At 33.0% G+C, this 23544-nt stretch carries 21 protein-coding genes; 10 read left to right on the top strand and 11 right to left on the bottom strand.

Going from position 1 to position 23544, the window contains the following annotated elements; genetic code table 11:
* Window positions 1-161 precede the first annotated feature (161 nt).
* Genes BOW57_RS12885 through hutH form a run of 6 tightly spaced genes read right to left on the bottom strand, consistent with a single transcriptional unit; the run spans window position 162 to window position 6070 of the window.
* The gene (locus tag BOW57_RS12885) at window positions 162-1040 is read right to left on the bottom strand and encodes a lipid A biosynthesis acyltransferase (protein WP_129054791.1); all 879 of its coding nucleotides are present in this window, start codon (window positions 1038-1040) and stop codon (window positions 162-164) included.
* Window positions 1040-1294: an acyl carrier protein gene (locus BOW57_RS12880; RefSeq protein WP_089053595.1), complete on the bottom strand. Its 255-nt coding sequence runs from the start codon at window positions 1292-1294 to the stop codon at window positions 1040-1042. Before BOW57_RS12880 ends, BOW57_RS12885 begins: the two co-directional genes overlap by 1 nt.
* Window positions 1287-2522 carry a beta-ketoacyl synthase gene (locus tag BOW57_RS12875; protein WP_129054789.1) on the bottom strand — a complete coding sequence of 412 codons (1236 nt, stop codon included), beginning with the start codon at window positions 2520-2522 and terminating at the stop codon, window positions 1287-1289. Before BOW57_RS12875 ends, BOW57_RS12880 begins: the two co-directional genes overlap by 8 nt.
* A 19-nt stretch (window positions 2523-2541) precedes the next feature.
* Window positions 2542-3273 carry a 3-oxoacyl-ACP reductase FabG gene (fabG, locus tag BOW57_RS12870; protein ID WP_129054787.1) on the bottom strand — a complete coding sequence of 244 codons (732 nt, stop codon included), beginning with the start codon at window positions 3271-3273 and terminating at the stop codon, window positions 2542-2544.
* Between the two features lie 9 nt (window positions 3274-3282).
* Window positions 3283-4512: a WG repeat-containing protein gene (locus tag BOW57_RS12865; RefSeq protein WP_129054785.1), complete on the bottom strand. Its 1230-nt coding sequence runs from the start codon at window positions 4510-4512 to the stop codon at window positions 3283-3285.
* Window positions 4513-4549: 37 nt separating this feature from the next.
* Window positions 4550-6070 (bottom strand): histidine ammonia-lyase, encoded by a 1521-nt coding sequence (gene hutH, locus BOW57_RS12860; protein ID WP_089053599.1) that lies wholly within the window; start codon window positions 6068-6070, stop codon window positions 4550-4552.
* Window positions 6071-6171: 101 nt separating this feature from the next.
* On the opposite strand from hutH, the gene BOW57_RS12855 reads away from it, so the two are divergent.
* The gene (locus BOW57_RS12855) at window positions 6172-7425 is read left to right on the top strand and encodes an NAD(P)/FAD-dependent oxidoreductase (protein WP_129054783.1); all 1254 of its coding nucleotides are present in this window, start codon (window positions 6172-6174) and stop codon (window positions 7423-7425) included.
* A 28-nt stretch (window positions 7426-7453) separates the two neighbouring features.
* On the top strand, window positions 7454-7822 hold the full coding sequence (locus tag BOW57_RS12850; RefSeq protein ID WP_129054781.1) for a hypothetical protein: 369 nt from the start codon (window positions 7454-7456) through the stop codon (window positions 7820-7822).
* A gap of 66 nt (window positions 7823-7888) precedes the next feature.
* Here the strand turns inward: BOW57_RS12850 and BOW57_RS12845 are convergent, their stop codons facing one another.
* The 4 genes from BOW57_RS12845 to BOW57_RS12830 all read right to left on the bottom strand — a co-directional run bounded on the left by BOW57_RS12845 (window position 7889) and on the right by BOW57_RS12830 (window position 13122).
* A complete protein-coding gene (locus tag BOW57_RS12845) occupies window positions 7889-9574 on the bottom strand; it encodes a sodium/sugar symporter (protein WP_129054779.1) in 1686 nt (561 codons plus the stop codon).
* A gap of 247 nt (window positions 9575-9821) precedes the next feature.
* The gene (locus tag BOW57_RS12840) at window positions 9822-10865 is read right to left on the bottom strand and encodes a UDP-glucose--hexose-1-phosphate uridylyltransferase (RefSeq protein ID WP_129054776.1); all 1044 of its coding nucleotides are present in this window, start codon (window positions 10863-10865) and stop codon (window positions 9822-9824) included.
* Between the two features lie 16 nt (window positions 10866-10881).
* Entirely contained in the window at window positions 10882-12042 is a 1161-nt protein-coding gene (gene galK, locus BOW57_RS12835) for a galactokinase (RefSeq protein WP_129054774.1), read from the bottom strand.
* A gap of 24 nt (window positions 12043-12066) precedes the next feature.
* Entirely contained in the window at window positions 12067-13122 is a 1056-nt protein-coding gene (locus tag BOW57_RS12830; protein ID WP_129054773.1) for an aldose epimerase family protein, read from the bottom strand.
* 102 nt (window positions 13123-13224) lie between these two features.
* Between BOW57_RS12830 and BOW57_RS12825 the strand changes: the two genes are divergently transcribed.
* Entirely contained in the window at window positions 13225-14223 is a 999-nt protein-coding gene (locus BOW57_RS12825; protein ID WP_129054772.1) for a substrate-binding domain-containing protein, read from the top strand.
* 295 nt (window positions 14224-14518) lie between these two features.
* Here the strand turns inward: BOW57_RS12825 and BOW57_RS12820 are convergent, their stop codons facing one another.
* The gene (locus BOW57_RS12820) at window positions 14519-15208 is read right to left on the bottom strand and encodes an NUDIX domain-containing protein (RefSeq protein ID WP_089053606.1); all 690 of its coding nucleotides are present in this window, start codon (window positions 15206-15208) and stop codon (window positions 14519-14521) included.
* Between the two features lie 834 nt (window positions 15209-16042).
* Between BOW57_RS12820 and BOW57_RS12815 the strand changes: the two genes are divergently transcribed.
* From BOW57_RS12815 to BOW57_RS12790, 7 genes are all read left to right on the top strand, one after another.
* Window positions 16043-17734, top strand: a complete 1692-nt coding sequence (locus BOW57_RS12815) for a ribulokinase (RefSeq protein WP_129054770.1) — start codon at window positions 16043-16045, stop codon at window positions 17732-17734.
* Window positions 17718-18419: an L-ribulose-5-phosphate 4-epimerase gene (locus tag BOW57_RS12810; protein WP_129054768.1), complete on the top strand. Its 702-nt coding sequence runs from the start codon at window positions 17718-17720 to the stop codon at window positions 18417-18419. The genes BOW57_RS12815 and BOW57_RS12810 overlap by 17 nt, the downstream gene beginning before the upstream one ends.
* A gap of 99 nt (window positions 18420-18518) precedes the next feature.
* Window positions 18519-20027, top strand: coding sequence for an L-arabinose isomerase (gene araA / locus BOW57_RS12805; protein ID WP_129054766.1), 1509 nt, complete (start codon window positions 18519-18521; stop codon window positions 20025-20027).
* A 114-nt stretch (window positions 20028-20141) separates the two neighbouring features.
* On the top strand, window positions 20142-21320 hold the full coding sequence (locus BOW57_RS12800; protein ID WP_129054764.1) for an aldose epimerase family protein: 1179 nt from the start codon (window positions 20142-20144) through the stop codon (window positions 21318-21320).
* Window positions 21321-21607: 287 nt separating this feature from the next.
* Window positions 21608-22066: an OsmC family protein gene (locus BOW57_RS12795; RefSeq protein ID WP_129054762.1), complete on the top strand. Its 459-nt coding sequence runs from the start codon at window positions 21608-21610 to the stop codon at window positions 22064-22066.
* A 138-nt stretch (window positions 22067-22204) separates the two neighbouring features.
* Window positions 22205-22345, top strand: coding sequence for a hypothetical protein (locus tag BOW57_RS20640; RefSeq protein WP_164973707.1), 141 nt, complete (start codon window positions 22205-22207; stop codon window positions 22343-22345).
* Between the two features lie 371 nt (window positions 22346-22716).
* Window positions 22717-23544: hypothetical protein (locus BOW57_RS12790; RefSeq protein WP_129054760.1), on the top strand; the 828-nt coding region annotated here is incomplete at its 3' end.

The following is a 23544-nucleotide window of genomic DNA, read 5'->3' as shown; positions in this document are numbered from 1 at the left end:
TTGTAATTTCGACGAAGGAGAAATCTTCGCTAGTAGCTCCGTTCCTATAAGCCAATCTTTGTAGATCTCCTCGTGGAGATTTGCTTCGCCTGTTCACTTTCGCTCGAGTCTCCTTCGTCGAAATGACAAAAATGAGAAAAAACCTGCGCGATTTTTAGAAATTATGATAAATCATTCCAAAAATCGAAATAATTAAACCATTGAAGCGGATATTTTTTTAAGATATTTTCTACGCTGGTTACATACTCTTTCAAGAGTGCTTTTTCGTCACGATGTTTAACTGTGGCTTCTCTTGCGTATAAATGATAATGCAGATTTGGCTCTTTCATAACATAAACAAATACTACAGGAACTTTTAGTCTTGAAGCGATTAAAAATGGTCCTGCAGGAAAGCTGGCTTCTTTGCCTAAAATGTTTTCTGAAAGTGATTTTGTTCCTTCAAAGTAGCGATCTCCGGTAAAACAGACTAATTCGTTATTGGCTAAGGCAGCATTAATCTCAAAAATATGAGACAAATCGTCTTTGATGATGATGAATTTTACGGTTGGTTTTTGGGTAACGCTGGCTAGATAATTTTTAATAGCAGAATGCTCTAAGTCTGTTGTGACTAAATTAATTTGAAAATTAAGATCGATGTCGCCTAGAAAATGCTCCGCGATTTCAAAATTTCCAACATGAGCGCTGATTAAAACACCGCCTTTTTTTTCGGCTAAAAGTTTTTTCAGCGTTTCGATTCCGTCAAACTCATAGGTGAATTTGTTTCGCATTCCTGCCGAAATGGAAATTTTATCAATAATGGTCTGTCCAAAAGTATAGTAACTTTTGAAAACCATTTTTTTTGATTTAAAATAAGAATAGATGAGTCTTTCTTTAAAGTAATAAAAAATAGCACGATTGCTTTTTCTTAAAAACAGAAAGTAATAAGAGGCAACAAAATAAAGCAGGACATAAGCAGACTTTATACCCGCTTTTTGTATTAAAAAAACGAATATTCTATAGCCTAAAACAGTTCCTTTTGATTTGCCATCCCATTGACTCATTAAGCTGTTTTGGCTTTTAATTTGGTTTCAATAAGGTCATAGAAACTTTGAAAATCAGAAATTCCAACAAAATCTGCCTCTACTAGTTTTACACCAAAGTTAGATTCTATCGAAACTACTAAATCAACATAATCCAGACTGTCTAACCCAAGTGTGTTTTTTAAATTAGCATTTGGTTCAATGTCGTCATTGTCAACTTCAAATTCATCAACTAAAAAACCATTAATTCTTGCTATAATCTCTTCTTTATTCATTGTTTAATTTAAACTTTTTAACCACCAACGCTGAGTTGGTTCCTCCGAAACCGAAAGAATTGGACAAAAATATGTCAAATTTTTTGTTTAACGTAGTTTTAACTAAATTTAATTTAGAAGCATCTTCATCAGGGTTGTCTAAATTGATGTTTGGCGCAATAAAATCGTGCTGCATCATTATGATAGAATAAATGACTTCACTTGCTCCAGCCATCCAGCATTCGTGACCTGTCATTGATTTTGTAGAACTTACGCATGGGTTTTTCTCGCCAAAGACTTCAAAGATAGCTTTAGCTTCATTTGCATCTCCAACAGGAGTTGAGGTTGCATGTGCATTGATATATTCAATATCTGATGCTTTTAGTTTTGCATCGTCAAGAGCTCTTTGCATTGCCGTGGCAGGTCCTTCGACATTTGGAGTTGAAATATGTCCGCCGTTTGATGAAAAACCGTAACCCGAAACTTCGGCAATAATATTTGCGCCGCGTGCAATTGCAGATTCGTAACTTTCTAGAATTAAAGTTGCGCCGCCGCCGCTTGGAATTAATCCGTCGCGATCTTTGTCGAAAGGTCTTGAAGCTTTTTCGGGATCATTTTCTCTATTCGAAAAAACGCCTAATCCGTCAAAACTGCTCATAGCATATTTATTAATTTCCTGTGCACCGCCCGTAATAATAATATCTTGAAAACCGCTTTTTATTAAAAAATAAGCAAGCCCGATAGAATGTGAACCGCTCGCACAAGCTGCACTAACTGTCAAATTAATACCTCGCAGTTTAAAAATCGTTGAAAGATTCATTGTAACGGTAGAATTCATCGATTTAAAAATAGCTCCAGAACCAATTAAAGCGGTGTCTTTTTTCTCACGTACAATATCTGTAGCATCAATAACAGCTTTAGAAACGCTGTCATTTCCGTACATAATTCCAACCTCGCGATTCTCAAAAAAAGCGTCGTCAATATTAGCATTTTTCAATGCTTCGATAGTCGCCATATAAGCATACTCGGTTTCTTCACCAATGCTCATACGCTGTCTGCGTGTCAATAAATTTTTTAAATCAGCTTTCGGAACCATTCCTGTTAAGGCTGATTGAAAACCAAATTCTTTTCGGTCAGAATCAAATTGAATACCTGATTTTCCGTTATATAATGATTCCTTCACTTCATTTAAAGAAGTTCCGATACAAGAATAAATTCCCATTCCAGTAATTACAACTCTCTTATTCATCGTCTTTCAAAGTAATTTTTTAAGAATATATCCCTCCGTTTATATTGATAATTTCACCGGTAATATAACTTGATTTTTTTGAAATCAAAAAGCTTACCAAATCTGCTACTTCTTCGGCTTCGCCAAAACGATTTACAGGAATTAGTTTTAATAATTCTTTTTCGTCAAGTTCGCTTGTCATGTCAGTTCTAATAAATCCCGGGGCAACAGCATTTACGGTAATGTTACGTTTTGCTACTTCTTGTGCCAATGCTTTTGTGGCAGCAACAATTGCGCCTTTTGCTGCGGAATAATTGGTTTGTCCTGCTGTTCCTTTTACACCAGAAACCGAAACCATATTTACGATTCGGCCATATTTATTACGCAGCATTTTTTGAATGAAAAACTGCGTTACATTAAAAAAACCGTTTAAACTTGTGTTTACAACACCGTTCCAGTCTTCGGGAGTCATCCACATAAAAAGACCATCTTTTGTAATTCCGGCATTGTTTACAATAGCTTCTACAATAGCTTCAGGATTAGCTTCCTGCCATTTTGTTAAAACATCTTGTACTTGTTCAAAATTAGCAACATCAAAACCTAAGATTTCTCCTGTTGCTCCTAATTTTTGTATTTCCTGAAGTGTTTCTTCAGCAGCGGTTTGGTTTGAATGGTAATTGATCAAAATATGATAATCAGATTCAACAGCTAATTTTTTACAAATAGCACTTCCAATTCCTCTTGAACCGCCTGTTACTAATACACATTTCATAAGTGAAATTTATTTCTTTTTCTTAGCTGCTGGTTTCGGTGTCGATTTAGCAGCGGGTTTTGTTGTTTTTGTTTCTTGTTTTGGAGCTTCAGCGGGAGCTGCAACTGGCTGAGGTTTTTCTGCAGATTTTGAAAATAGTTCAGCATTTTCAAACCATTGATTGCTTAAGACTGTTCCGTCTGGTTTAAGAAAACCCCATTTTCCTTCGTTTTTTACTCTTGCAACGCCATCTATAAAACCTTTGTCTTGTTGGGTAAACATAGCAATAATTGCATTTGCAGTAATGCCATATTGGGTCGGAATAATCAGTTTTCCAGATTCATTAATAAATCCCCAATTGCTTTCTTTAACAGGAGCTAAACCATTTGCACTAAAAACTTCGGCATCGTTATAAGTTGGCTCAATTACAAATTCTGCTTTTGGATTAATGTATCCCCATTTTTTTCCAACTAAAACGGGTGCTAAATTTTTAGAAAAAGCTTTTCCTTTATCATATATAGGTAAAATGGTCCAGTTTCCTTGTAAGTCAATGTATCCAATTTTTCCATTCTTTTTAGCAAACGTCAAATCTTGTGTTTCAAAATCCCAAATTTTTTCAGCGCCATCAACTGGAATAAATTTACCAGCACTTACAAGTCCAAAAGTTTTGTCCTTTCTAGCCCAAGTTGTGTTTTTAAAATAGTTTCCAATTTCGGAGTAAGCCGGCTCAACTACTTCTTTTCCTTCAGCATTTATAATTCCCCAGTTTTTATTCAGTTCCACTCTTGCAAAACCATTTTCAAAAGGTTTGATCTGATCGTATTTTGGTTCTAAAACGATTGCCATTTTATTGTTGATCAGTCCAACTTTATTATTTTGTCTGAAAAAAGCAACGCCATTATTAAAATCGAATAATTTATCTGATGCAGGATTTTTTTGAATTTCTCCTTTTTTATCAATATAAACCCATTCCTTATCTTTTTGTACTATAGCAATTCCGTTGTTAAAATCTTTAGCATCTTTAAAATCAGCCGGAATTACCCATTCTCCTTTTGCATCAATAAAACCCCATTTTCCGCCATTTTCTACTGCGGCCAAACCTTCAGAGAAACTTTTGGCAGATTTGTACTGCGGTTCAATTTTAAAAGATCCGTCTTTAGAAATATATCCAATTTTGGAATTCTTTTTAACTAATGCCAATTCTTGACTATTAACAATTTGAATAAATACGAGCAACAAAAAAATAAATGGTTTTTTCATGGTTTTAAGATTCAATATTAATATTGTAAAACAAGTTTTAATTGTTGATCAAATGATCTTTTACTTTTTGAACGAAAGGATACATCACCTGATCTTCTTTAAAAGTAGGAATTATGTTTCGAATTTCATCGTACCATTTTTTAGAAACCGATGAGATTTTATCTTTTTGTTCTAAATAATCAATTGCTTGAACAATGGTAATCATTTCGATAGCCAAAACTTCAAAAGCATTTTCGATCACTTTTGAGGTAATAACAGCTGAGTTGGTTCCCATACTTACAATATCCTGATTATCGTTGTTGTTCGGGATACTGTGTACGTACATTGGGTTGGATAACATTTGACTTTCGGCAGTTGTTGAGGTTGCTGTAAACTGCACACCCTGCATTCCGAAATTAAATCCTAATGTTCCTAAATTTACAAATGGAGGCAGCAATTCGTTGATTTTTGAATTCAATAAATAATTCAATTGACGTTCTGCAAGCATCGTTAATTTTGTAATAACGATTTTCAATTTGTCCATTTCAAGCGAAATATAATCTCCGTGGAAATTTCCGCCGTGGTAAACGTGTTTATTTTTTACGTCGATAATTGGGTTATCGTTTGCCGAGTTAAATTCGTCTTCTAAAATTGAAGCAACGTTATTAATGGTTTCTAAAACCGGTCCAAGAATTTGAGGAACGCATCTTAATGAATAATATTCCTGTACTTTTTCTTTGAAGATTTCTTCGGTATTTTCACCAGAATATAAATGGTCTTCTCTTTTACGAATTAAAGTACTGTCTGAAAGATTTTGACGCATTTTCGCCGCCACTTCCTGTTGTCCTTTATGGCGTTTTGTTTGGTTTAATTCTTCTGAAAAATGATCGTCATAAGCTTGAACTAATTCATTGATTGCACATGAAGATTTTAATGACCAATCTAATAATTTTTTAGCGTGATATACATTTACAACACCAATTCCGGTCATTACCGAAGTTCCGTTGATTAATGCTAAACCTTCTCTAATTTCTACTTGAATTGGTTTTAAGCCTTCGATTTCAAAAACTTCTGGAGTTGGTCTTCTTTCGCCTTTGTAAAAAACTTCGCCTTCACCAATTAAAACTAAAGCTAAATGTGATAATTGCACTAAGTCACCGCTGGCACCAACACCGCCGTGTTCGAAGATTAATGGTGTAATATCTCTATTAATAAGTTCAGACATTAGGTTTATTACTGACGGATGAACGCCTGAGTTTCCTAATGAAAGTGTATTTAATCGTGCTAGAATTGCTGCTTTTGCACAAATTGGACTTAAAGGTTTTCCGGTTCCAGATGAGTGGCTTCGGATTAAATTATATTGAAGCTGAATTTGATCAGATTCTTTAATTCTATATTGCGCCATTGGGCCAAAGCCAGTATTTACGCCGTAAATTACTTTGTTTCCAGAAAATTCTTTTAGGAAATTAAAGCTTTCATTTACTCGGTTTAGAACGACATCGCTTATTGCAACTTTATTATTTCCAAATATAATAGATTCGAATTCTGCTAAACTTAAATATTCATTAATTGTATTCATTAAATCGGTTTTGATTGTGCTAATTTAATTTTATTAATCAAAATAAATGTAGTTATTTTGATGATGGCAAATGTAAGGTAATAATTGATAATATTTTTATTATGACAAAGGAGTTTGTAGATGTTTTAGTGATAGGCGCCGGACCCTCTGGATGCGTATCGGCATCGTATCTTCATAAAAACAATGTTAAGGTAAAAGTTGTTGAAAAACAAAGGTTTCCGAGGCTTGTTGTTGGCGAAAGCTTAATTCCTAGAGTAATGGATCATTTTGCTGAGGCAGAATTGTTTGACGCTCTTAATGCAATGAATTTTGAAAAGAAGCTGGGAGCACGTTTTATAAGAGGTGAAGAAATTTGTGTTTTTGATTTCAGCAAGAAATTTGGAGAAGGCTGGGATTGGACCTGGCAGGTTCCGCGTGCTGATTTTGACAATACAATGGCTCAGGAAGTCGTTCGTAAAGGTGTTGATCTGGAATTTGAAACAGAGGTTTTGGAAGTTTCTTTTGAAGGAAAAAATTCTAAAACTATTGTAAAAGATAAGGATGGGAATTTAAAAGAAATTCACGCGAAGTTTATTATCGATTCAAGCGGTTATGGACGTGTTTTACCAAGACTTTTAGATTTGGATACGCCTTCGAAATTAGATCCGCATTCTTCAATATTTACACACGTAAAAGATATTAATAGAGAAGAAGGGGAAGAAGGAACTCAAATTTCATTTGATATTCTAGAAACCCAAGTATGGTTATGGGTAATTCCGTTTTCTAACGGAAATACAAGTTTAGGTGTTGTAGGGCCGACTGATTTTATCAATTCTCTTTCTGAAAATAAAGACAATGCTGAGGCTTTGAAAAATGCCATTCAGCTGTCGGACTTTTATATTAAAAGATTTCAGGGAACTGAGTTTTTGTTTGAGCCTGTAAAATTGGAGAATTATTCGAGAGCTGTAAAAAGAATGTATGGCGACGGTTTTGCTTTAACAGGAAATAGTTCAGAATTTTTAGATCCTGTTTTCTCGTCAGGTGTAGCTTTTGCTACTGAATCTGGAATGCTGGCGGCAAAATTATATTTGAAAGAAGCACAAGGAACTCCTGTTGATTGGGAGGTCGAGTTTACACAATATATGAAACGCGGAATTGCAGTATTTACGACTTATGTACAAGAATGGTACACAGGTAATCTGCAGACTTTATTTTTCCATCAGCCAGAAAATCCTGAGGTAAAAGAAAAAATATGCGCTGTTTTGGCAGGTTATGTCTGGAATGAAGAAAATTCGTTTGTTAAAAAGCATGATCACGTAATTGCAAATATGGCATATTTGCTAAATATGCAAAAAGAGAGTTTGGATAAAGAATAATTGTTTTAGGGAAGTAACAGACAAAAAAATGAAAGATAAAATTAGCAAATTAGTTCTTTTTGCTATTGTTTTTGGTTTGATTTTTCTTTTTATAAAAGGGCATTTAAGGTCGAAAGAAATTCAGGAAAATAAAAAACAAACGGTATGTAAGTTTGTTTTTTGTAAAACATTTCCTAAGACTACAGTAAGCTTTTTCAAATATAATGTAAACAACAAATGGTATAGAAATAGTTGCGACCGTTGTCCTGAAAATTATAGCGAAAAAATCAATAAATTTTTTATAATAGATTATTCTTCTAAAGACCCGGATAATATAAGGGTTGATTTCTCTAATCAAATTACAGATACAACAGCTATTTTAAAAGCTGGATTTACTCGGGAAGATATAGGTTCTTAAATACAAAAAAGAGGAAATTAATTTTAATATCCTCTTTTTTCTTTAAAATATATAGTAAAAATTCTACTACCAGAACTTCACATATAATGCTACAATAATCAATAATGTAATTACGATTAACACAGTAGTTTGTGGTTTAACTTTAAACATTTCAGAATCAATTTCAAATGCTTTAGGGTTTACTTTAGGTCCAGCAAAACTGATTGCAATCATTGCCAACATTGTAAAGAAGAATGATAATCCCATACAAATATGGAACGGAATTTCGAATGCGCCTTTTCCATTAGAATAAGCAGTATATAATAAGGTTTCATTTCCGAAAAGCATTGGAGCATATTCATTGAATAAAACAGATAATACAAATCCTAAAATTACACCTACAATTGCTGCAGTTCCAGTAGTTCTTTTCCAGAACATTCCAAGGAAAAACATCGCAAAAACTCCAGGGCTAATAAAGCCGGTATATTTTTGAATATAAGTAAATCCACCAACACCGCCAATTCCTAATATATCATTCCATGTAAATAATACGGCTAAAAGCATAGCAGCAAAAACAGCATATCTTCCGATATTAACTTGGTGTCTGTCACTCGCATTTTTTTGAATGTATTTTTTGTGAACGTCTAGAGTATAGATTGTCGAAATACTATTTACTTTACCTGCTAATGACGCTACGATAGCAGCAGTTAATGCAGCAACAGATAATCCTTTTAAACCTGTTGGAAGGAAAGTTAGCATTGCCGAGTAAGCTCCGTCTTTTCCACCAATCAATTGTGGTAAACCACCATTTTGATATAAAACGTAAGCAGCAATACCAGGCAGCATAACGATAAGAGGCATTAATAATTTTAAGAATCCTGCAAACAAAATACCATTACGCGCAGTTTGTAAATCGGCACCTAAAGCTCTTTGAGTAATATATTGGTTACATCCCCAATAGTTAAGGTTGATAATCCAGATACCTGCTAAGTAAGACATTAAACCTGGGAAAGTTAAATATTTATCAATTTCAAGTTGAGATGAAGAAGCAGTAGGTCTGTCAATTATCATTTTGAAATGTTCAGGTGCTTTTTCCATTAATAGATTGAAACCTGCAAGAGCATCTTTTCCAAAACCAAAATGATCAGATACTACAGTCAAAGCGATATAAGTTGTAACTAAACCTCCAATGATTAAAACCGCTACCTGAATTACATCGGTATAAGCCACAACTTTCATTCCTCCTAAAGAGATAATTAATGCAAAAACAGCTAAGCCTATCATAATGGCATGGAGATATTCTCCGCCAGCAAGACCATTAATGGCAACTGCTCCTAAATATAAAATAGAAGTAAGGTTTACAAATACATACAAAAACAACCAAAAAACCGCCATGATTAAAGCCGTCGATTCATTGTAACGTGTTTTTAAGAACTGAGGCATCGTGTAAATCTTATTCTTAAGATATACAGGAATAAACCAAACTGCAACAATAATCAAAGCAATAGCAGCAATCCATTCATAAGCAGCAACTGCAATTCCTAAGAAGAAACCTTCACCGCTCATTCCGATAAATTGTTCAGCCGAAATGTTTGATGCAATTAACGAAGCTCCAATTGCCCACCATGTAAGTGTTCCTTCGGCAAGGAAATAAGCCTTGGCATCATGTTCATTTTTTTCGCGTTTGCGATAAATCGTATATCCATAGATAGATACTACGAGAAAATAGATAATAAATACTGCATAATCTGCAAGAGCGAGGTTCTGGTTCATTGATAATGGTATATTAGATAATTAGTATAGCGATTGTTTTTTGTGGTTTTGTATGGTTTAATTTGTTTAAAAAATGAAAAATGTGTTTTTATTCTGTTATTTTTTTACTAAAAAAAGAACGGAAGCCAAATTTAAAATAAAAAGTTATATATCTGCTATTGTAAATGTATTATTTACATTTATAAATAAATTATTATGTTAAATTTTCTATCCAATACTTATTTTATAAGAAAAATTCAGCCAATTTTTATTTATAATGAACGTCTGATTGTTGTCTTAAAATTTCGGCACTTTTTTCTGGTGTAATATCTCTTTGCGATTCTCCCATCATTTCATAGCCGACCATGAATTTTTTTACAGTTGCTGAGCGAAGCAGCGGTGGATAAAAATGCATATGAAAATGCCATTCTGGATGATCAAAATTATCTGTTGGCGCTTGATGAATTCCTGAAGAATAAGGAAATGATGTGCTGAATAAATTATCGTATTTAATGGTAAGCTGCTTTAAAATTTTGGCATAAGCGGTAACTTCTTCAGCATTAAAATCTGTGATTTTGCTAATTGGATTTTTGCTCACAATCATAGTTTCATAAGGCCAGATTGCCCAAAACGGAACTAATGCAACAAAATGATCATTTTCGATTACAATTCGACTGTCAACTCTTAATTCAGCCTTTACATAATCTTCAAGCAGCGTTCTTTGATTTTTGTCGTAATACGCTTTTAAGCTTTTATGTGTTTTTTCAACCTGAGTAGGCAATGATGACTGCGCCCAGATCTGACCATGCGGATGCGGATTACTGCATCCCATAACGCTTCCTTTATTTTCAAAAATCTGAACGTGGTTAATATATTTAATGCTCCCTAGATCAGCATATTCTTTTTGCCAAGTTTTAATAATATTCTCAATATCGGCAACTTCCATTTCCGGAATCGTTAGGTCGTGTCTTGGTGAAAAACAAACCACTCTCGAAATTCCTTGTTCAGGTTCAGCCTTAAAAAAGGTATGTTTAATATCTTCTTCAAAAATGATCTCATCTTGTTTTAAAGCAGCAAAATCATTGTCGAATACAAAACTGTTTTTGTATGCTGGATTACTTACTCCGTTTGCTCGAACATTTCCCGGACATAAATAACAAGTTGGGTCATGTTTAGGAAGTTTCTCAGTCGAAATGGTTTCGTTTTGACCCTGCCAAGGACGTTTCGCACGATGAGGTGAAACTAAAACCCATTCATTGAGTAAAGGATTAAAACGTCTGTGAGGATCTTCGTTAATGTCAAAATTTTTCATTTTTTTGGTGTGGTATTTAAAGTAATGTTGTTCCGTTTGAGATTTTTACGTCGTAAAATTTTAATTCAATCCCAAATGTATTTAAATAAAGATTTGAAAACTTACTTTTCACCTCATTTTCATGACCTTTTTTAATTAAATTAATGGTGCATCCGCCAAAACCGCCGCCCATTAAGCGAGAACCAATGATAGTATTATCTGCTTTTGCCGTATCAACAAGCATATCCAATTCGGCGCAGCTTACTTCGTATTCCTGAGATAAACCATAATGTGTTTCAAAGAGCAATTGTCCTAATTCTTCTATATTTCCTTTGTCCAGCGCTTCGCAGGCTTTTATAACGCGATTAATTTCTTTTACCACATAATGAACTCTTTTAAAAACAGTTTCATCCATTTTGTCTTGAATACTTAAAAGTTGTTCTTCGGTACAATTTCTAAAACTTTTTACCTCAGGAAAATGACTTTTAATTATCGACAATCCCTGCTCACATTCTATTCTGCGTGTATTATATTCAGATGTAAAAAGAGAATGTTTAACATTGCTGTCAAATAGAACCAAAGAATAATCTTTAAAATCAGCATTATGATAATGATAATCTAATGTGTTGCAGTCTAATTGAATAACCTTGTTTTCAAGACCAAGTACACTTGAAAACTGATCCATTATACCACAATTAATTCCCACCCAGTGTTCAGCCTTTTGTCCTAATAATGCTATGTCTACTTTCTCAATTTTTAAATCGAAAAGCTGTTGAATCCCGAAAATCATTCCACATTCTAAAGCGGCAGATGATGATAAACCAGAACCAACAGGAATATTACTGCTGAAAACACAGTTGAAACCTTCAAATGAAAAGCCATTATCCTGCAATTGTTTAATAACGCCTCGAATATAATTTGTCCAGACAATATCGTTTAAATTTACTTCCTGAGTTAAATCAATTTCAAATTCCTCGTTTAAGTCGATGGCAATTATTTTTGATTTTTTGGAATTGTTTTTTTTCAAAGCAAAACAAATTACTTTGTCAATTGCTGCAGGTAAAACATAACCATCATTATAGTCAATATGTTCGCCAATAATGTTGATTCTTCCTGGAGAAAGTACTATTTTTTCTGGTTTAGTCCCAAAAGATTTTTCAAAGAAAGCAGTCGTATTTTGTATTAAAATGTCATTCATTATACTGTAATTAGTTTACCGTTTTTAGCTTAAACTTTCAAATTTATAAACGGTTTCTTGATTATATGTTTCACCTTTTCTTAAAACTGAATTAGGAAAATGTGCTTGGTTGGGAGCATCTGGAAAGTTTTGAGTTTCAAAACAAATTCCGCTCGTTTTATGGTAAGCAGTTTCGTTTTTTCCTTTTAAAATGTCAAAACAATTACCGCCTACATATATGTGTACACTTGGCTGATCCGTATAAACGTTCATTTTTAAATTGTTTTTTGAACTAAATAAAGATGCTGAAGGATTATTGGTTTTATTGATAACAAAAGAGTTGTCGATTGAAGCCGGACAATTTTTTTCAGTTCTAAAATTAAATTCATGGTTGCTGAGATCAATAAATTTTCCAGTTGGGATATTCTCTTGGTTAGTTTCCAGCATTTTTTCGGCATCAATAAAAACTTTTTGATCCAGAACACTGCCATCGTGACCATCAAGATTAAAATAACTATGATGCGTTAAATTTATAATAGTATCTTCTGTCGAAATTGCTTTATAATTTAATTTCAGCTCATTATCTTCTGTCAGCGTGTAAGTTAAGTCAACTTGTAATTCTCCAGGATAATTTTCATCAAGATCTTCGCTTAAAAGACGAAATGTTATCGACGGATTTTCATTAGACGTTTGGTTGGTAACAGTCCATATTTTTTTTCCAAAACCAATACTTCCGCCATGTAAAGAGTTTCCGTTATTGTTTTTTGTTAATTGGTATGTTTTTCCATTTAAAGAAAAAAGTCCTTTATGAATTCGCCCCGCATAACGCCCAACCGTTGTTCCAAAATAAGGAGCGCTAGGTAAATTATAAGATTCTAAATAAGACTTCGGAGAGTCAAATCCCAAAACAACATCAACAATTTTACCTTCAGAAATTGGAATCTGAATGGAACTAATAGTTGCACCGTAATTTAAAATCTGAATCTTCATTCCGTTTTTATTCGATAATTCGAAAGAACGAATTTTTTCGATCTCTGGTCCAAAATCAGAAAAATCAGCATTAGAAGTTTCGTTACTGTGTGATTTGTTTATTGTTTTCATTAAAATTTTAGAAAAATGAAAGTCAAAAATAAAAACATTCTTTATTTTTGCATACCGGTACCTACCAGTTTTTGTGTAAATTTTAAAAGACCTTTATTTTATATGAACATAATTTCGATTCAAAACAACATTGGTCTGCCAAAATATAAGCAGATTATTCTTTCAATTGAAAAAGCAATTGAAGACGAAAAACTGGTTAAAGGGGACAGATTGCCCTCTGTAAATAAAGTTTGTCTAGCATTTTCATTATCGCGTGATACCGTTTTGTTAGGATACGAAGAACTGAAAAAAAGAGGTATTATTTATGCTATTCCCGGAAAAGGATACTACGTTAAGAGTGTAGAAATCACGATTAAACAGAAGATTTTTTTGTTGTTTGATGAATTGAATATTTTCAAAGAAGATATTTATAGCTCCTTTTTAAACAATATTGGGAAAAATGTTCAGGTCGATATTTACTTTCATCATTTTAATAATGTTGTTTTTCAGAAACTGATTAATGACAGTATTGGGAATTATACGAAATACATTTTAATGCCAACAAATTTAAAAGATATAGTTGGCTCTATAAAAACCCTACCAGTGGGTGATGTTATTATACTGGATCAGACAAACGCAGACTTAAAATCGTATCCTGCAATTTATCAGAATCATCAAAAGGATATTTTTGAAGGATTAGAGAGGGGAAAAGAACGGTTGAGTAAATATCAGAAATTGATTTTGATTTTTCCAGGTTTCCGAGAGCCAATAGGAATGAAAATGGGCTTTGAAGATTTTTGTGCGGCACATAATTTTGAATCTGAAATTATTGCCGAATTTACAAATAGAAAGATAAACGCAGGAGATTTGTACATTATACCAAATGATCGTGATTTGGTTCGGGTAATAGAAAGCGCGAGAGATCAAAATTTAAAACTGGGAACAGATTTTGGAATCATTTCTTATAATGAAACTCCTTTGAAAAAAGTGGTAGCCAACGGAATTACTACAATTTCTACTCATTTTGAAGCGATGGGAAAAATTTTGGCAGAAATGGTTTTAAAGGGAAAAAAGGAACAAATCGAAAACAAGTCCTCTTTAATAATGCGAAATTCTTTGTAGTAATTTATTAAAGAATTTAACATGCAGTTATTCATACTATAGTTAAATCCTTATTTGATTAAAAACTCTCTTATTTATTAATAAAAAAAATAAAGATGATATTTTTTGTTTTTGAAGAATTATTTTGCTTACATTTGCAAATGTAAATTTTACACTTATTAATGTTTTAGCAGTTAGTGTTCATAATAACAGCTAAATACATAGGTTAAAAGATAATAATTTTGTTTATTTTTTTTAATAGTAGTTTTATTGAAGAAAAAACCCTGAAAATTGTGGAATTTCAGGGTTTTGTTTTTTATAAATTCAGAACGAAATCATTTAGTAACTTCTCTTCGTATTTTTCTTTATTAAAAGTGTACAAATACGATCCTTTTCTGGATGACTGCATGTCTTTTTCTTCAAGTTTATTTAAAATCTCAAGAGAGTTTATTTTACTAATGAAATTTCTTTTGTCTAATTCCTTACTTAAGATAGCTTCATATAATTCTAAAAGCTGACGCATGGTGAATTTTTCCGGTAGTAATTCAAATCCAATTGGTTTTATCGAAGTTTTATATCGCAGTCTTTTTATTGCATTTTGAACCATTTCATTATGGTCAAAAATTAAATTTGGCGCATCATTTATAGGGAACCATTCAGCATGATAATTTTTAATTAGTTCAGCATTGTGGTTTTCAATATTAATCAAGGCAAAATAAGAAACAGAAATGGTTCTTTCGACAGGATCACGATCAATTTCGCTGTAAGCATACAGCTGCTCCATATAAATATCGTTTAAACCAGTATACGTATTTAATATTCTAATAGCTGCATTATCTAAAACTTCATCACGCTTTAAAAATCCTCCAATCAAGGACCATTTTCCTTTTTCAGGTTCAAAATCTCTTTTGATTAAAAGTATTTTTAGACCTTCACTGTCGAATCCAAAAATAATACAATCTACCGCTAGTAAAACCTTATCGGCAGAGCTATAACTGTTTAGCATATTTAATAATTTATTGGTAAAGATATAAACTTCCTAAATTGTTTCATAATTTATTAATGTAACATTTACACTTATGTGAAAATAGCAATAAAAATATGAATCGGCAATAATATATTTCGGCATCTATAAATAGAATATAATTTCTCTATTTATTATTCTTTTTATTACCAAAATCAGGATCAAAGGTAAAAACATTTTTAAAAAGAGAATTCGTATAAAGCTGGATATTTTATTTTTTAAAATTAGAACCCTCAAAAAAAGCTGTAAACTCCCAGTATTTATTAGTTTTTTTGTAGAATTTATAATTTTTAAACTTTTTGCGAAAGCTGAATTAAAGTTAAAAAGCCGTTTGTATAAGATAGTTTTCAAAATCATAATTACGAAATCTATTTTTTGCAACCAGTTGTTTTAGAATTTTAATTTGTTTTTAAGACATTTTTTTATTTAAATTTACAAATGTTAAAGAAACACTTATTTAAAGTTTGAAGTGGAAAAAATTAAAACTACAATGATTTTGATTGTAAACGAAGAAGAAATAGAAATCAGTTTTTATGTCTTTTTAGGTTTTGGTTTTAGAATAAAAGTAAGTTAAAAAAGAAAAAAATCAGATAAAATAGAGTTAGAGAAGCAGGTTGTGCTTTGCAGTTTTAGATTGTAAGATGAGATAATCGCAATATAATAAATGTTATTTAAACGTTTATTTTGTCTTTTTCTTCTAAAGAACTGTTTTAGTGCAATATCTGTAAAAAAAGACTGTATCTTTTTTATTAAGTGTTTTTTGTACACTTATAAATATTTATAAGTATATTTGTCACCATTAAAAATAAATTTCGAATGAAAAATTACGTAATAGGATTAGACTATGGAACAGATTCTGTTCGAGCGGTGCTTATAGATGCTGAAAATGGGCAGGAACTAGCATCGAATGTTTCTCATTACAAAAGATGGAAGAATAAGCAATATTGCGACGCCTCTATAAATCAATTTCGTCAGCATCCTTTAGATCATATTGAAGGATTGGAAATCACGATTCAAACGGTTATAAAAGAAAGTAAAGTTGATCCTTCATTAGTAAAAGGAATTTGTATAGATACAACAGGATCGTCTCCAGTTCCTGTAACAAAAGATGGAACTCCATTAGCATTGACTAAAGGTTTTGAAGAAAACCCAAATGCTATGATGGTTTTATGGAAAGATCATACTTCGATAAATGAAGCAAACGAAATCAATGAACTGGCAGTAAGCTGGGGCGGAGAAGACGTTACAAAATATGTGGGCGGAATTTACTCATCAGAATGGTTTTGGGCAAAAATTCTTCATATAGCAAGACAAGACGAGGCTGTTAGAAATGCAGCATACACTTGGATGGAACACTGCGATTTAATGACGTATTTATTAATCGAAAATAAAGACTTAAAAACGTTCAAAAGAAGCCGTTGCGCAGCAGGACACAAAGCAATGTGGCACACAGACTGGAACGGACTTCCGCCAGTTGAATTTTTAGAAAAATTACATCCTTATTTAGCGCAGCTTCGCGGTAATTTATATGATGAAACCTATACATCTGATTTAGCAGCAGGAAATTTAAGCAAAGAATGGGCAGACCGTTTAGGGCTTTCAACAGATACAGTAGTAGCTGTTGGAACTTTTGACGCACATTCTGGAGCTGTTGGTGCTAAAATTGGAGAAAACACTTTAGTTCGCGTTATGGGAACTTCAACTTGCGACATTCTGGTTGGTTCTTATGATGAAGTAGGAACAAAAACTGTTCGCGGAATCTGCGGACAAGTGGATGGTTCTGTAATTCCAGGTTTTATTGGTCTTGAAGCAGGACAATCTGCTTTTGGCGATTTATTGGCTTGGTACAAAGAACTATTGATGTGGCCTACGGAACATTTATTAGAAACTTCTTCTGTTTTAAACGATGCTCAAAAAGAACAGTTAAGAGAAGAAATAAGTGATAAATTAATTGTCGAATTGACCAAAGAAGCAGATAAAATTCCAGTTTCAGAAAGTCTTCCAATTGCTTTAGACTGGATCAACGGGCGACGAACTCCAGATGCTAATCAAGAATTAAAAAGTGCGATTTCAAACCTTTCTTTAGGAACAAAAGCACCCCATATTTTCAAAGCTTTAGTAAACGCAATTTGTTTTGGAGCGAAGAAAATTGTAGATCGTTTTGAAGAAGAAGGTGTGAAAATCGACAGCGTTATCGGAATTGGCGGTGTTGCTCGTAAATCTCCTTTTATTATGCAGACTTTGGCAAATGTTTTAAACAAGCCAATTAAAATCGCAGCTTCAGACCAAACTCCAGCTTTGGGTGCAGCAATTTACGCAGCTGTTGCAGCAGGAATTTATCCAAACGTAATCGAAGCAAGCCAAAAAATAGGAAGTGATTTTGACGGAGAATATTTCCCTCAATTAGATAAAGTGGCAGCGTATAACAAACTGCTTATTGCTTACGATCAATTAAGTGCTTTTGAAGATCCATCTATTAAAATTAAAGAAAATGAGTTCTCGATATAAAGATTTAAAACAGGAATGTTACGAAGCAAATATGCAGTTAAATGCATTGAATTTGGTGGTTTACACTTTTGGAAATGTAAGTGCCGTTGATAGAGAAAATGGTGTTTTTGCTATTAAACCAAGCGGCGTTCCCTATGAAGATTTAAAACCTGAAGATATCGTCATTGTCGATTTTGATAATAACGTAATCGAAGGAACTATGCGTCCGTCATCAGACACAAAAACGCATGCTTATTTATATAAAAATTGGCCAAATATTGGAGGCGTTGCGCATACACATGCAACCTATTCTGTGGCTTGGGCACAATCGCAACAAGATATTCCAATTTTCGGAACAACTCATGCGGATCATTTAACAGCTGATATTCCGTGTGCGCCCCCGATGGCAGATTCTTTAATTGAAGGAAACTACGAACACAATACTGGAATTCAGATTTTGGATTGTTTCAAAGAAAAAAACCTTTCGTACGAAGAAGTCGAAATGATTTTGATAGGAAATCACGGTCCGTTTGCCTGGGGAAAAAACGCGGCAAAAGCGGTTTACAATAGTAAAGTTTTAGAAGTAGTTGCTGAAATGGCATACCTGACTTTACAAATAAATCCAAACGCACCAAGATTAAAAGATTCATTAATAAAGAAACATTACAATCGTAAACACGGAAAAGATTCGTATTACGGACAGTAATTGTTTATTCGGTAAATCGGTAAATCGTTTAATCGATTCCGTTTTCACGATTAAACGATTCAACAAATAAACAGTTCAACAAATAAACGATTAAACAAAATGATAGATATATCTCAAAAAGAAGTATGGTTTGTAGTAGGAAGCCAAGAATTATACGGTGAAGAAACACTTAGAAAAGTAGCAGAACATTCTCAGATAATTGCAAAAGGATTAGACGCTTCATCTTCAATTCCGGTAAAAGTGGTTTATAAAGATGTGGTGAAATCGCCTTCGCAGATTTTAGATGTTTGTTTGGCTGCGAATTCAGAGAAAAACTGTATCGGAATTATTGCTTGGATGCACACTTTTTCGCCTGCAAAAATGTGGATTGGCGGTTTGAGTATTTTGAAAAAACCATTATGTCATTTACATACACAATACAATGCTGAAATTCCATGGGGATCTATCGATATGGATTTTATGAACCTGAATCAATCGGCTCACGGGGATCGTGAATTCGGTTTCATCATGTCTAGATTACGTAAAAAGCGTAAAGTTGTAGTTGGGCATTGGGAAGATGAAAGAGTTCATAAAAAAATAGGAATTTGGTCAAGAGTCGTTCTTGGATGGGATGAACTTCAAAATCTAAAAGTAGCTCGTATTGGAGACAATATGCGCGAAGTTGCCGTTACAGATGGTGATAAAGTAGAAGCTCAGATTCGTTTCGGAATGTCGGTAAATGGATACGATTCTTCAGATGTGACAAAACATATCGAAAAAATAACAGAGAAAGAATTAGCTGATTTATTAGCGGTTTACGAACAATCATATACTTTGACCGATTCTTTAAAAGAGGGCGGAGCACAAAGAAGTTCTTTGGTTGAAGCAGCAAAAATCGAATTAGGTTTGAGGGCTTTCCTTGAAGAAGGAGGTTTCGGTGCTTTTACAGATACATTTGAAAATCTTGGAGCTTGGAAGCAATTACCAGGAATTGCAACACAAAGATTAATGGCCGATGGTTATGGTTTTGGCGGTGAAGGAGACTGGAAAACTGCCGCAATGGTTAGAGCTTTAAAAGTGATGAACATTGGTTTGGAAGGCGGAACTTCTTTTATGGAAGATTACACTTACCATTTTACACCACAAAAATCATATGTTTTAGGGTCGCATATGTTGGAAATTTGTCCATCTATTGCTGATGGAAAGCCTTCTTGTGAAGTGCATCCTTTAGGAATTGGCGGAAAAGAAGATCCAGCTCGTTTGGTGTTTAATTCACCTGCTGGAGAGGCAATCAATGTTTCTTTGGTAGATATGGGAACTCGTTTCCGTTTAATTGTAAATGAAGTGGAAGCTATTAAACCATTGGTTGAATTGCCAAAATTACCAGTTGCCAGAGTTTTATGGGATTGTAAACCAAACCTTGATATTGCAGCAACTGCTTGGATTTTAGCAGGTGGAGCTCATCACACTGTTTACAGCCAATCGATAACAACTGAATATATGGAAGATTTTGCAGATATCGCAGGAATCGAATTATTGGTTATTGATGAAAAAACGACTGTTAGAGAGTTTAAAGATAAGATTAATGCGAATGAAGCTTATTTTCATTCGTTTCAACATGGACTTTAATTAAAGGTACAAAGGTACAAAGGTTCAAAGAGGCAAAGGTTCAGAGGTTTTAATTTTGTTGTTTTTGATTTTTTCATATCTTACATTTCACTTTTACAATTAAAAAAAATATTTATGAATGTATTAAAACGTTGTGTTTTTGGAATTGGCCTGTTGAGTCTGGCTTTAATTTCAGTTCAATGCAAAAGCGATAAAAAAATGGATGCTACAGTTTCAGATCAAAAAGCAGCAGTAACGATCGAAAAATCGGCTTACGGAACAACTGCAAAAGGGGAAAAAATCGACAGTTATAAGTTGAAAAACCAAAACGGAATGGAAGTAGATATCATCACTTTTGGTGGTATTATTACTGATTTGAAAGTTCCCAATAAAGAAGGTGTTTCTGAAAATGTTGTAATTGGATTTAATTCTTTGGCACAATACGAAAAAGAGAATCCGTTTTTTGGAGCTTTAATTGGAAGATACGGAAACCGCATTGCGAAAGGAAAATTTTCTTTGGATGGAAAAGAGTATCAATTGGCTATAAATAATGCGCCAAATGCTTTACACGGAGGACCGAATGGTTTTTTTAAAGTGGTTTGGAAAGCAGATGAGATTAAATCTGGAGAAACAGCTTCTTTAAAATTATCATATTTAAGTAAAGATATGGAAGAAGGTTATCCAGGAAATTTACAAGTTTTTGTGACTTATACATTGACAAATGATAATCAATTAGAAGTTTTATATGAAGCAGCAACAGACAAGAAAACGGTTGTAAACTTAACACAGCATTCGTATTTTAATTTATCTGGAGATTTTTCTAAAACAATCTTAGATCACGAATTGACTTTAAATGCGGATAAAATTGTTCCAGTTGACGCGACTTTAATTCCAACAGGAAAATTAGAGGATGTTGCCAATACACCTTTTGATTTTAGAACACCAAAATTGGTTGGTAAAGACATTGAAGCTAAAAACGAACAATTAGAAAGAGGAAAAGGTTACGACCATTGCTGGGTATTGAATAATCCTGAAAAAGGAAAAACAATCATCGCAAAAGTATACCACGCAGCAAGCGGAAGAGTTTTGGAAATGACTACTGATGAGCCAGGAATTCAGTTTTACTCAGGAAATTTCCTTGACGGGACTTTGCCAACACGCGACGGAAAAACATACGGACACAGAACGGGATTATGTTTAGAAACAGAGCATTATCCAGATTCTCCAAATCAGAAAAATTTCCCAACAACGGTTTTAAACCCGGGAGAAAATTATAAAACTAAAACTACTTTTAAATTTTCAGTAAAGAAATAGTTTTGGAATTTGTTAATTAGTTCAGTTCTCTAAAAACCTCGAAAGCATTGCTTTCGAGGTTTTTTTATGAAAGTACTAATAGGAACAAAGAATTTGCTCATTTTTGTCATTTCGACGAAGGAGAAATCTCCGCGAGTAACTCGATAAAGATTTGAGAATTTCCATGTGGAGCTTCTTGTGGAGATTTCTCCTTCGTCGAAATGACAAGATTGCGGATAAAACTTTATGACTTTGCCAGATTAATTGATTCGAAAAAGAAAAAACTTAATTTAGCAATAAAAAGAAAAATGAAACATTTATTCCAAGCAGAATTAAATTGGACTTCAAAAAAAGAAGAAAATCCAACTTCAAAAACTTACAGCAAAAGTCATCAAATTAAAATTGAAGGCAAGCCAGTTTTAGATGTTTCTGCAGCAAAAGCATTTAAAGGAGATCCCGCATTGTATAATCCAGAAGATTTATTGTTAAGCAGTTTAGTTTCCTGCCACATGATGTCGTACTTATATGTTTGTTCTCAAAGCGGAATAGAAGTTCTCGAATATGCAGATAACGCCGAAGCAACGCTTGAAGTTTCTACAGATGGAAGAGGACGTTTTGTTGAGGTTAGATTAAATCCAAAAGTAAAAATTTCAAATCCAGATCAAATTGAATTGGCTTTGGAATTACATTTTAAAGCAAACCAATTGTGTTTTATAGCAAATTCGTGCAACTTTCCTGTTTTGCATGATGCGAGTTGTGAAGCTTAATAATGTGTTTTATTGTTTTAAATTGATTCAAGGTATGTTTTTCCGTAATATCTTAAAGATATTATTAGGGTTATTTGTACTGCAAAGACTTTATTAAGTTTTGCGAAATAATTTTATAACTTTAAAAATAATTAAATTATGGAAACAATCCAAGCAATTAAGCCCGGTCCAAAACCTAAAACACCAGACGGGACACCAGATGAAAGAAGAAGGGTTACACCACCAAATCAACCAAAACATCCAATTTTAAAACCTCATATCCATAAACCAAAGGATTAGAGTTAGGAGTATTGATTTAGTATAAAACAAAAAAACCTCTTCATTGCTGAAGAGGTTTTACGTACCCTTTACCGTTGAATTGTCGAACTTATTTGTAGAGGATTTGAAGAAATTAGCTTATGCGTATAAAAAGTTATTGATTAATAAATTTTAAAAATTACCACTTTAAACGCGTACCTACAGTTGCTAGCTATTGAAAAAGGAGTATAAATACGTATTGTTCGGTATTATGTAATTCATTACTCTTGTTAACCATGATTAATATTTTGTTTAAATATGGTTTTCCGTAAAAGTGTTATGAATAGATTTAAGTTATTTGCTTTAAAGATTGGAATAACTTATTTATAGTAAAAAGAAAAAAAACTTACAGTATGCCTCGAAAAAAAAGAAAAATAGGATTTTATTATTTATGTCTTAGTAATGAAGATTTAAATTTAAATGAATCCTTTAAAAATGTTATTAACTATATTACTGGTTTAAATAAAACTGATAGAAATTTCAGTTTGGGCAATAATAAGTTTTGCATTCTTGATAGTGTTGTTTTTTATCAGAATGATAATCAGGCAAATATAATTTTTAAAAGTGCTACTCATAGTTACAGACCAAATTTAATTCATAAAGAAACCGTTGATGAAAGAGAAAGTCCAAAGGATATAGCAGAAGGTGAAATTGAGAAAACACATTTAGTGACTAATTTTGTCAATAATGATTTGATTCTTTTGTTAGAAAAGCATTTACATGGCATCTCTATTAGTCAGTTCGTAAGATATATGAACCATTACGGAGCTCAATTGGATGAACCAATTCAATTTAAGTTTGAAACTGTAGTAAAAGATAACTTTTTAGAAGAAATTGACAATTTATCTCGCGTTACATGTGCAGATATATATGTCGATAAACAGATGTTAGGAGGTGAAGCATTGAATTATTCAGATAATTTGAATGAAGTTAAACATGAAGTTATTTTATCTGTTAAATCTAAAAAAATGGAATCAATTGCAGATTTTGCAAGAGATACTTTTGCATTTTTAAACGGAGGTAATAATAGTGTCAGAAGAATAAGGCTAGTAGGTCGTAATATGGATAATAATGAAGTTATTATTAATACAGATTTTATTGAGCGTCAAGAATATATTTCACCAGAAATAAATGAAATAACAGGTGAACCAATATCTCACGAAGTTTTTAATGAAATGAAT

The sequence above is a fragment of the Flavobacterium sp. YO64 genome (assembly GCF_004119505.1).
GTDB lineage: Bacteria > Bacteroidota > Bacteroidia > Flavobacteriales > Flavobacteriaceae > Flavobacterium > Flavobacterium oncorhynchi.
Note: the sequence above shows the minus strand (reverse complement) of the source record. Positions and strands in the feature narration are given on the sequence as shown.

Excerpts from the sequence above, each read along its gene's own strand:
- hutH (WP_089053599.1), bottom strand. The coding sequence starts at position 6,070 with ATGAATACAATTAATGAATATTTAAGTTTAGCAGAATTCGAATCTATT.
- BOW57_RS20640 (WP_164973707.1), top strand. The coding sequence starts at position 22,205 with ATGGAAACAATCCAAGCAATTAAGCCCGGTCCAAAACCTAAAACACCA.
- BOW57_RS12810 (WP_129054768.1), top strand. The coding sequence starts at position 17,718 with ATGAGTTCTCGATATAAAGATTTAAAACAGGAATGTTACGAAGCAAAT.
- araA (WP_129054766.1), top strand. The coding sequence starts at position 18,519 with ATGATAGATATATCTCAAAAAGAAGTATGGTTTGTAGTAGGAAGCCAA.
- BOW57_RS12880 (WP_089053595.1), bottom strand. The coding sequence starts at position 1,294 with ATGAATAAAGAAGAGATTATAGCAAGAATTAATGGTTTTTTAGTTGAT.
- BOW57_RS12850 (WP_129054781.1), top strand. The coding sequence starts at position 7,454 with ATGAAAGATAAAATTAGCAAATTAGTTCTTTTTGCTATTGTTTTTGGT.
- BOW57_RS12865 (WP_129054785.1), bottom strand. The coding sequence starts at position 4,512 with ATGAAAAAACCATTTATTTTTTTGTTGCTCGTATTTATTCAAATTGTT.
- BOW57_RS12800 (WP_129054764.1), top strand. The coding sequence starts at position 20,142 with ATGAATGTATTAAAACGTTGTGTTTTTGGAATTGGCCTGTTGAGTCTG.
- BOW57_RS12840 (WP_129054776.1), bottom strand. The coding sequence starts at position 10,865 with ATGAAAAATTTTGACATTAACGAAGATCCTCACAGACGTTTTAATCCT.
- BOW57_RS12820 (WP_089053606.1), bottom strand. The coding sequence starts at position 15,208 with ATGCTAAACAGTTATAGCTCTGCCGATAAGGTTTTACTAGCGGTAGAT.
- fabG (WP_129054787.1), bottom strand. The coding sequence starts at position 3,273 with ATGAAATGTGTATTAGTAACAGGCGGTTCAAGAGGAATTGGAAGTGCT.
- BOW57_RS12795 (WP_129054762.1), top strand. The coding sequence starts at position 21,608 with ATGAAACATTTATTCCAAGCAGAATTAAATTGGACTTCAAAAAAAGAA.
- BOW57_RS12855 (WP_129054783.1), top strand. The coding sequence starts at position 6,172 with ATGACAAAGGAGTTTGTAGATGTTTTAGTGATAGGCGCCGGACCCTCT.
- galK (WP_129054774.1), bottom strand. The coding sequence starts at position 12,042 with ATGAATGACATTTTAATACAAAATACGACTGCTTTCTTTGAAAAATCT.
- BOW57_RS12830 (WP_129054773.1), bottom strand. The coding sequence starts at position 13,122 with ATGAAAACAATAAACAAATCACACAGTAACGAAACTTCTAATGCTGAT.
- BOW57_RS12875 (WP_129054789.1), bottom strand. The coding sequence starts at position 2,522 with ATGAATAAGAGAGTTGTAATTACTGGAATGGGAATTTATTCTTGTATC.
- BOW57_RS12845 (WP_129054779.1), bottom strand. The coding sequence starts at position 9,574 with ATGAACCAGAACCTCGCTCTTGCAGATTATGCAGTATTTATTATCTAT.
- BOW57_RS12815 (WP_129054770.1), top strand. The coding sequence starts at position 16,043 with ATGAAAAATTACGTAATAGGATTAGACTATGGAACAGATTCTGTTCGA.
- BOW57_RS12825 (WP_129054772.1), top strand. The coding sequence starts at position 13,225 with ATGAACATAATTTCGATTCAAAACAACATTGGTCTGCCAAAATATAAG.
- BOW57_RS12885 (WP_129054791.1), bottom strand. The coding sequence starts at position 1,040 with ATGAGTCAATGGGATGGCAAATCAAAAGGAACTGTTTTAGGCTATAGA.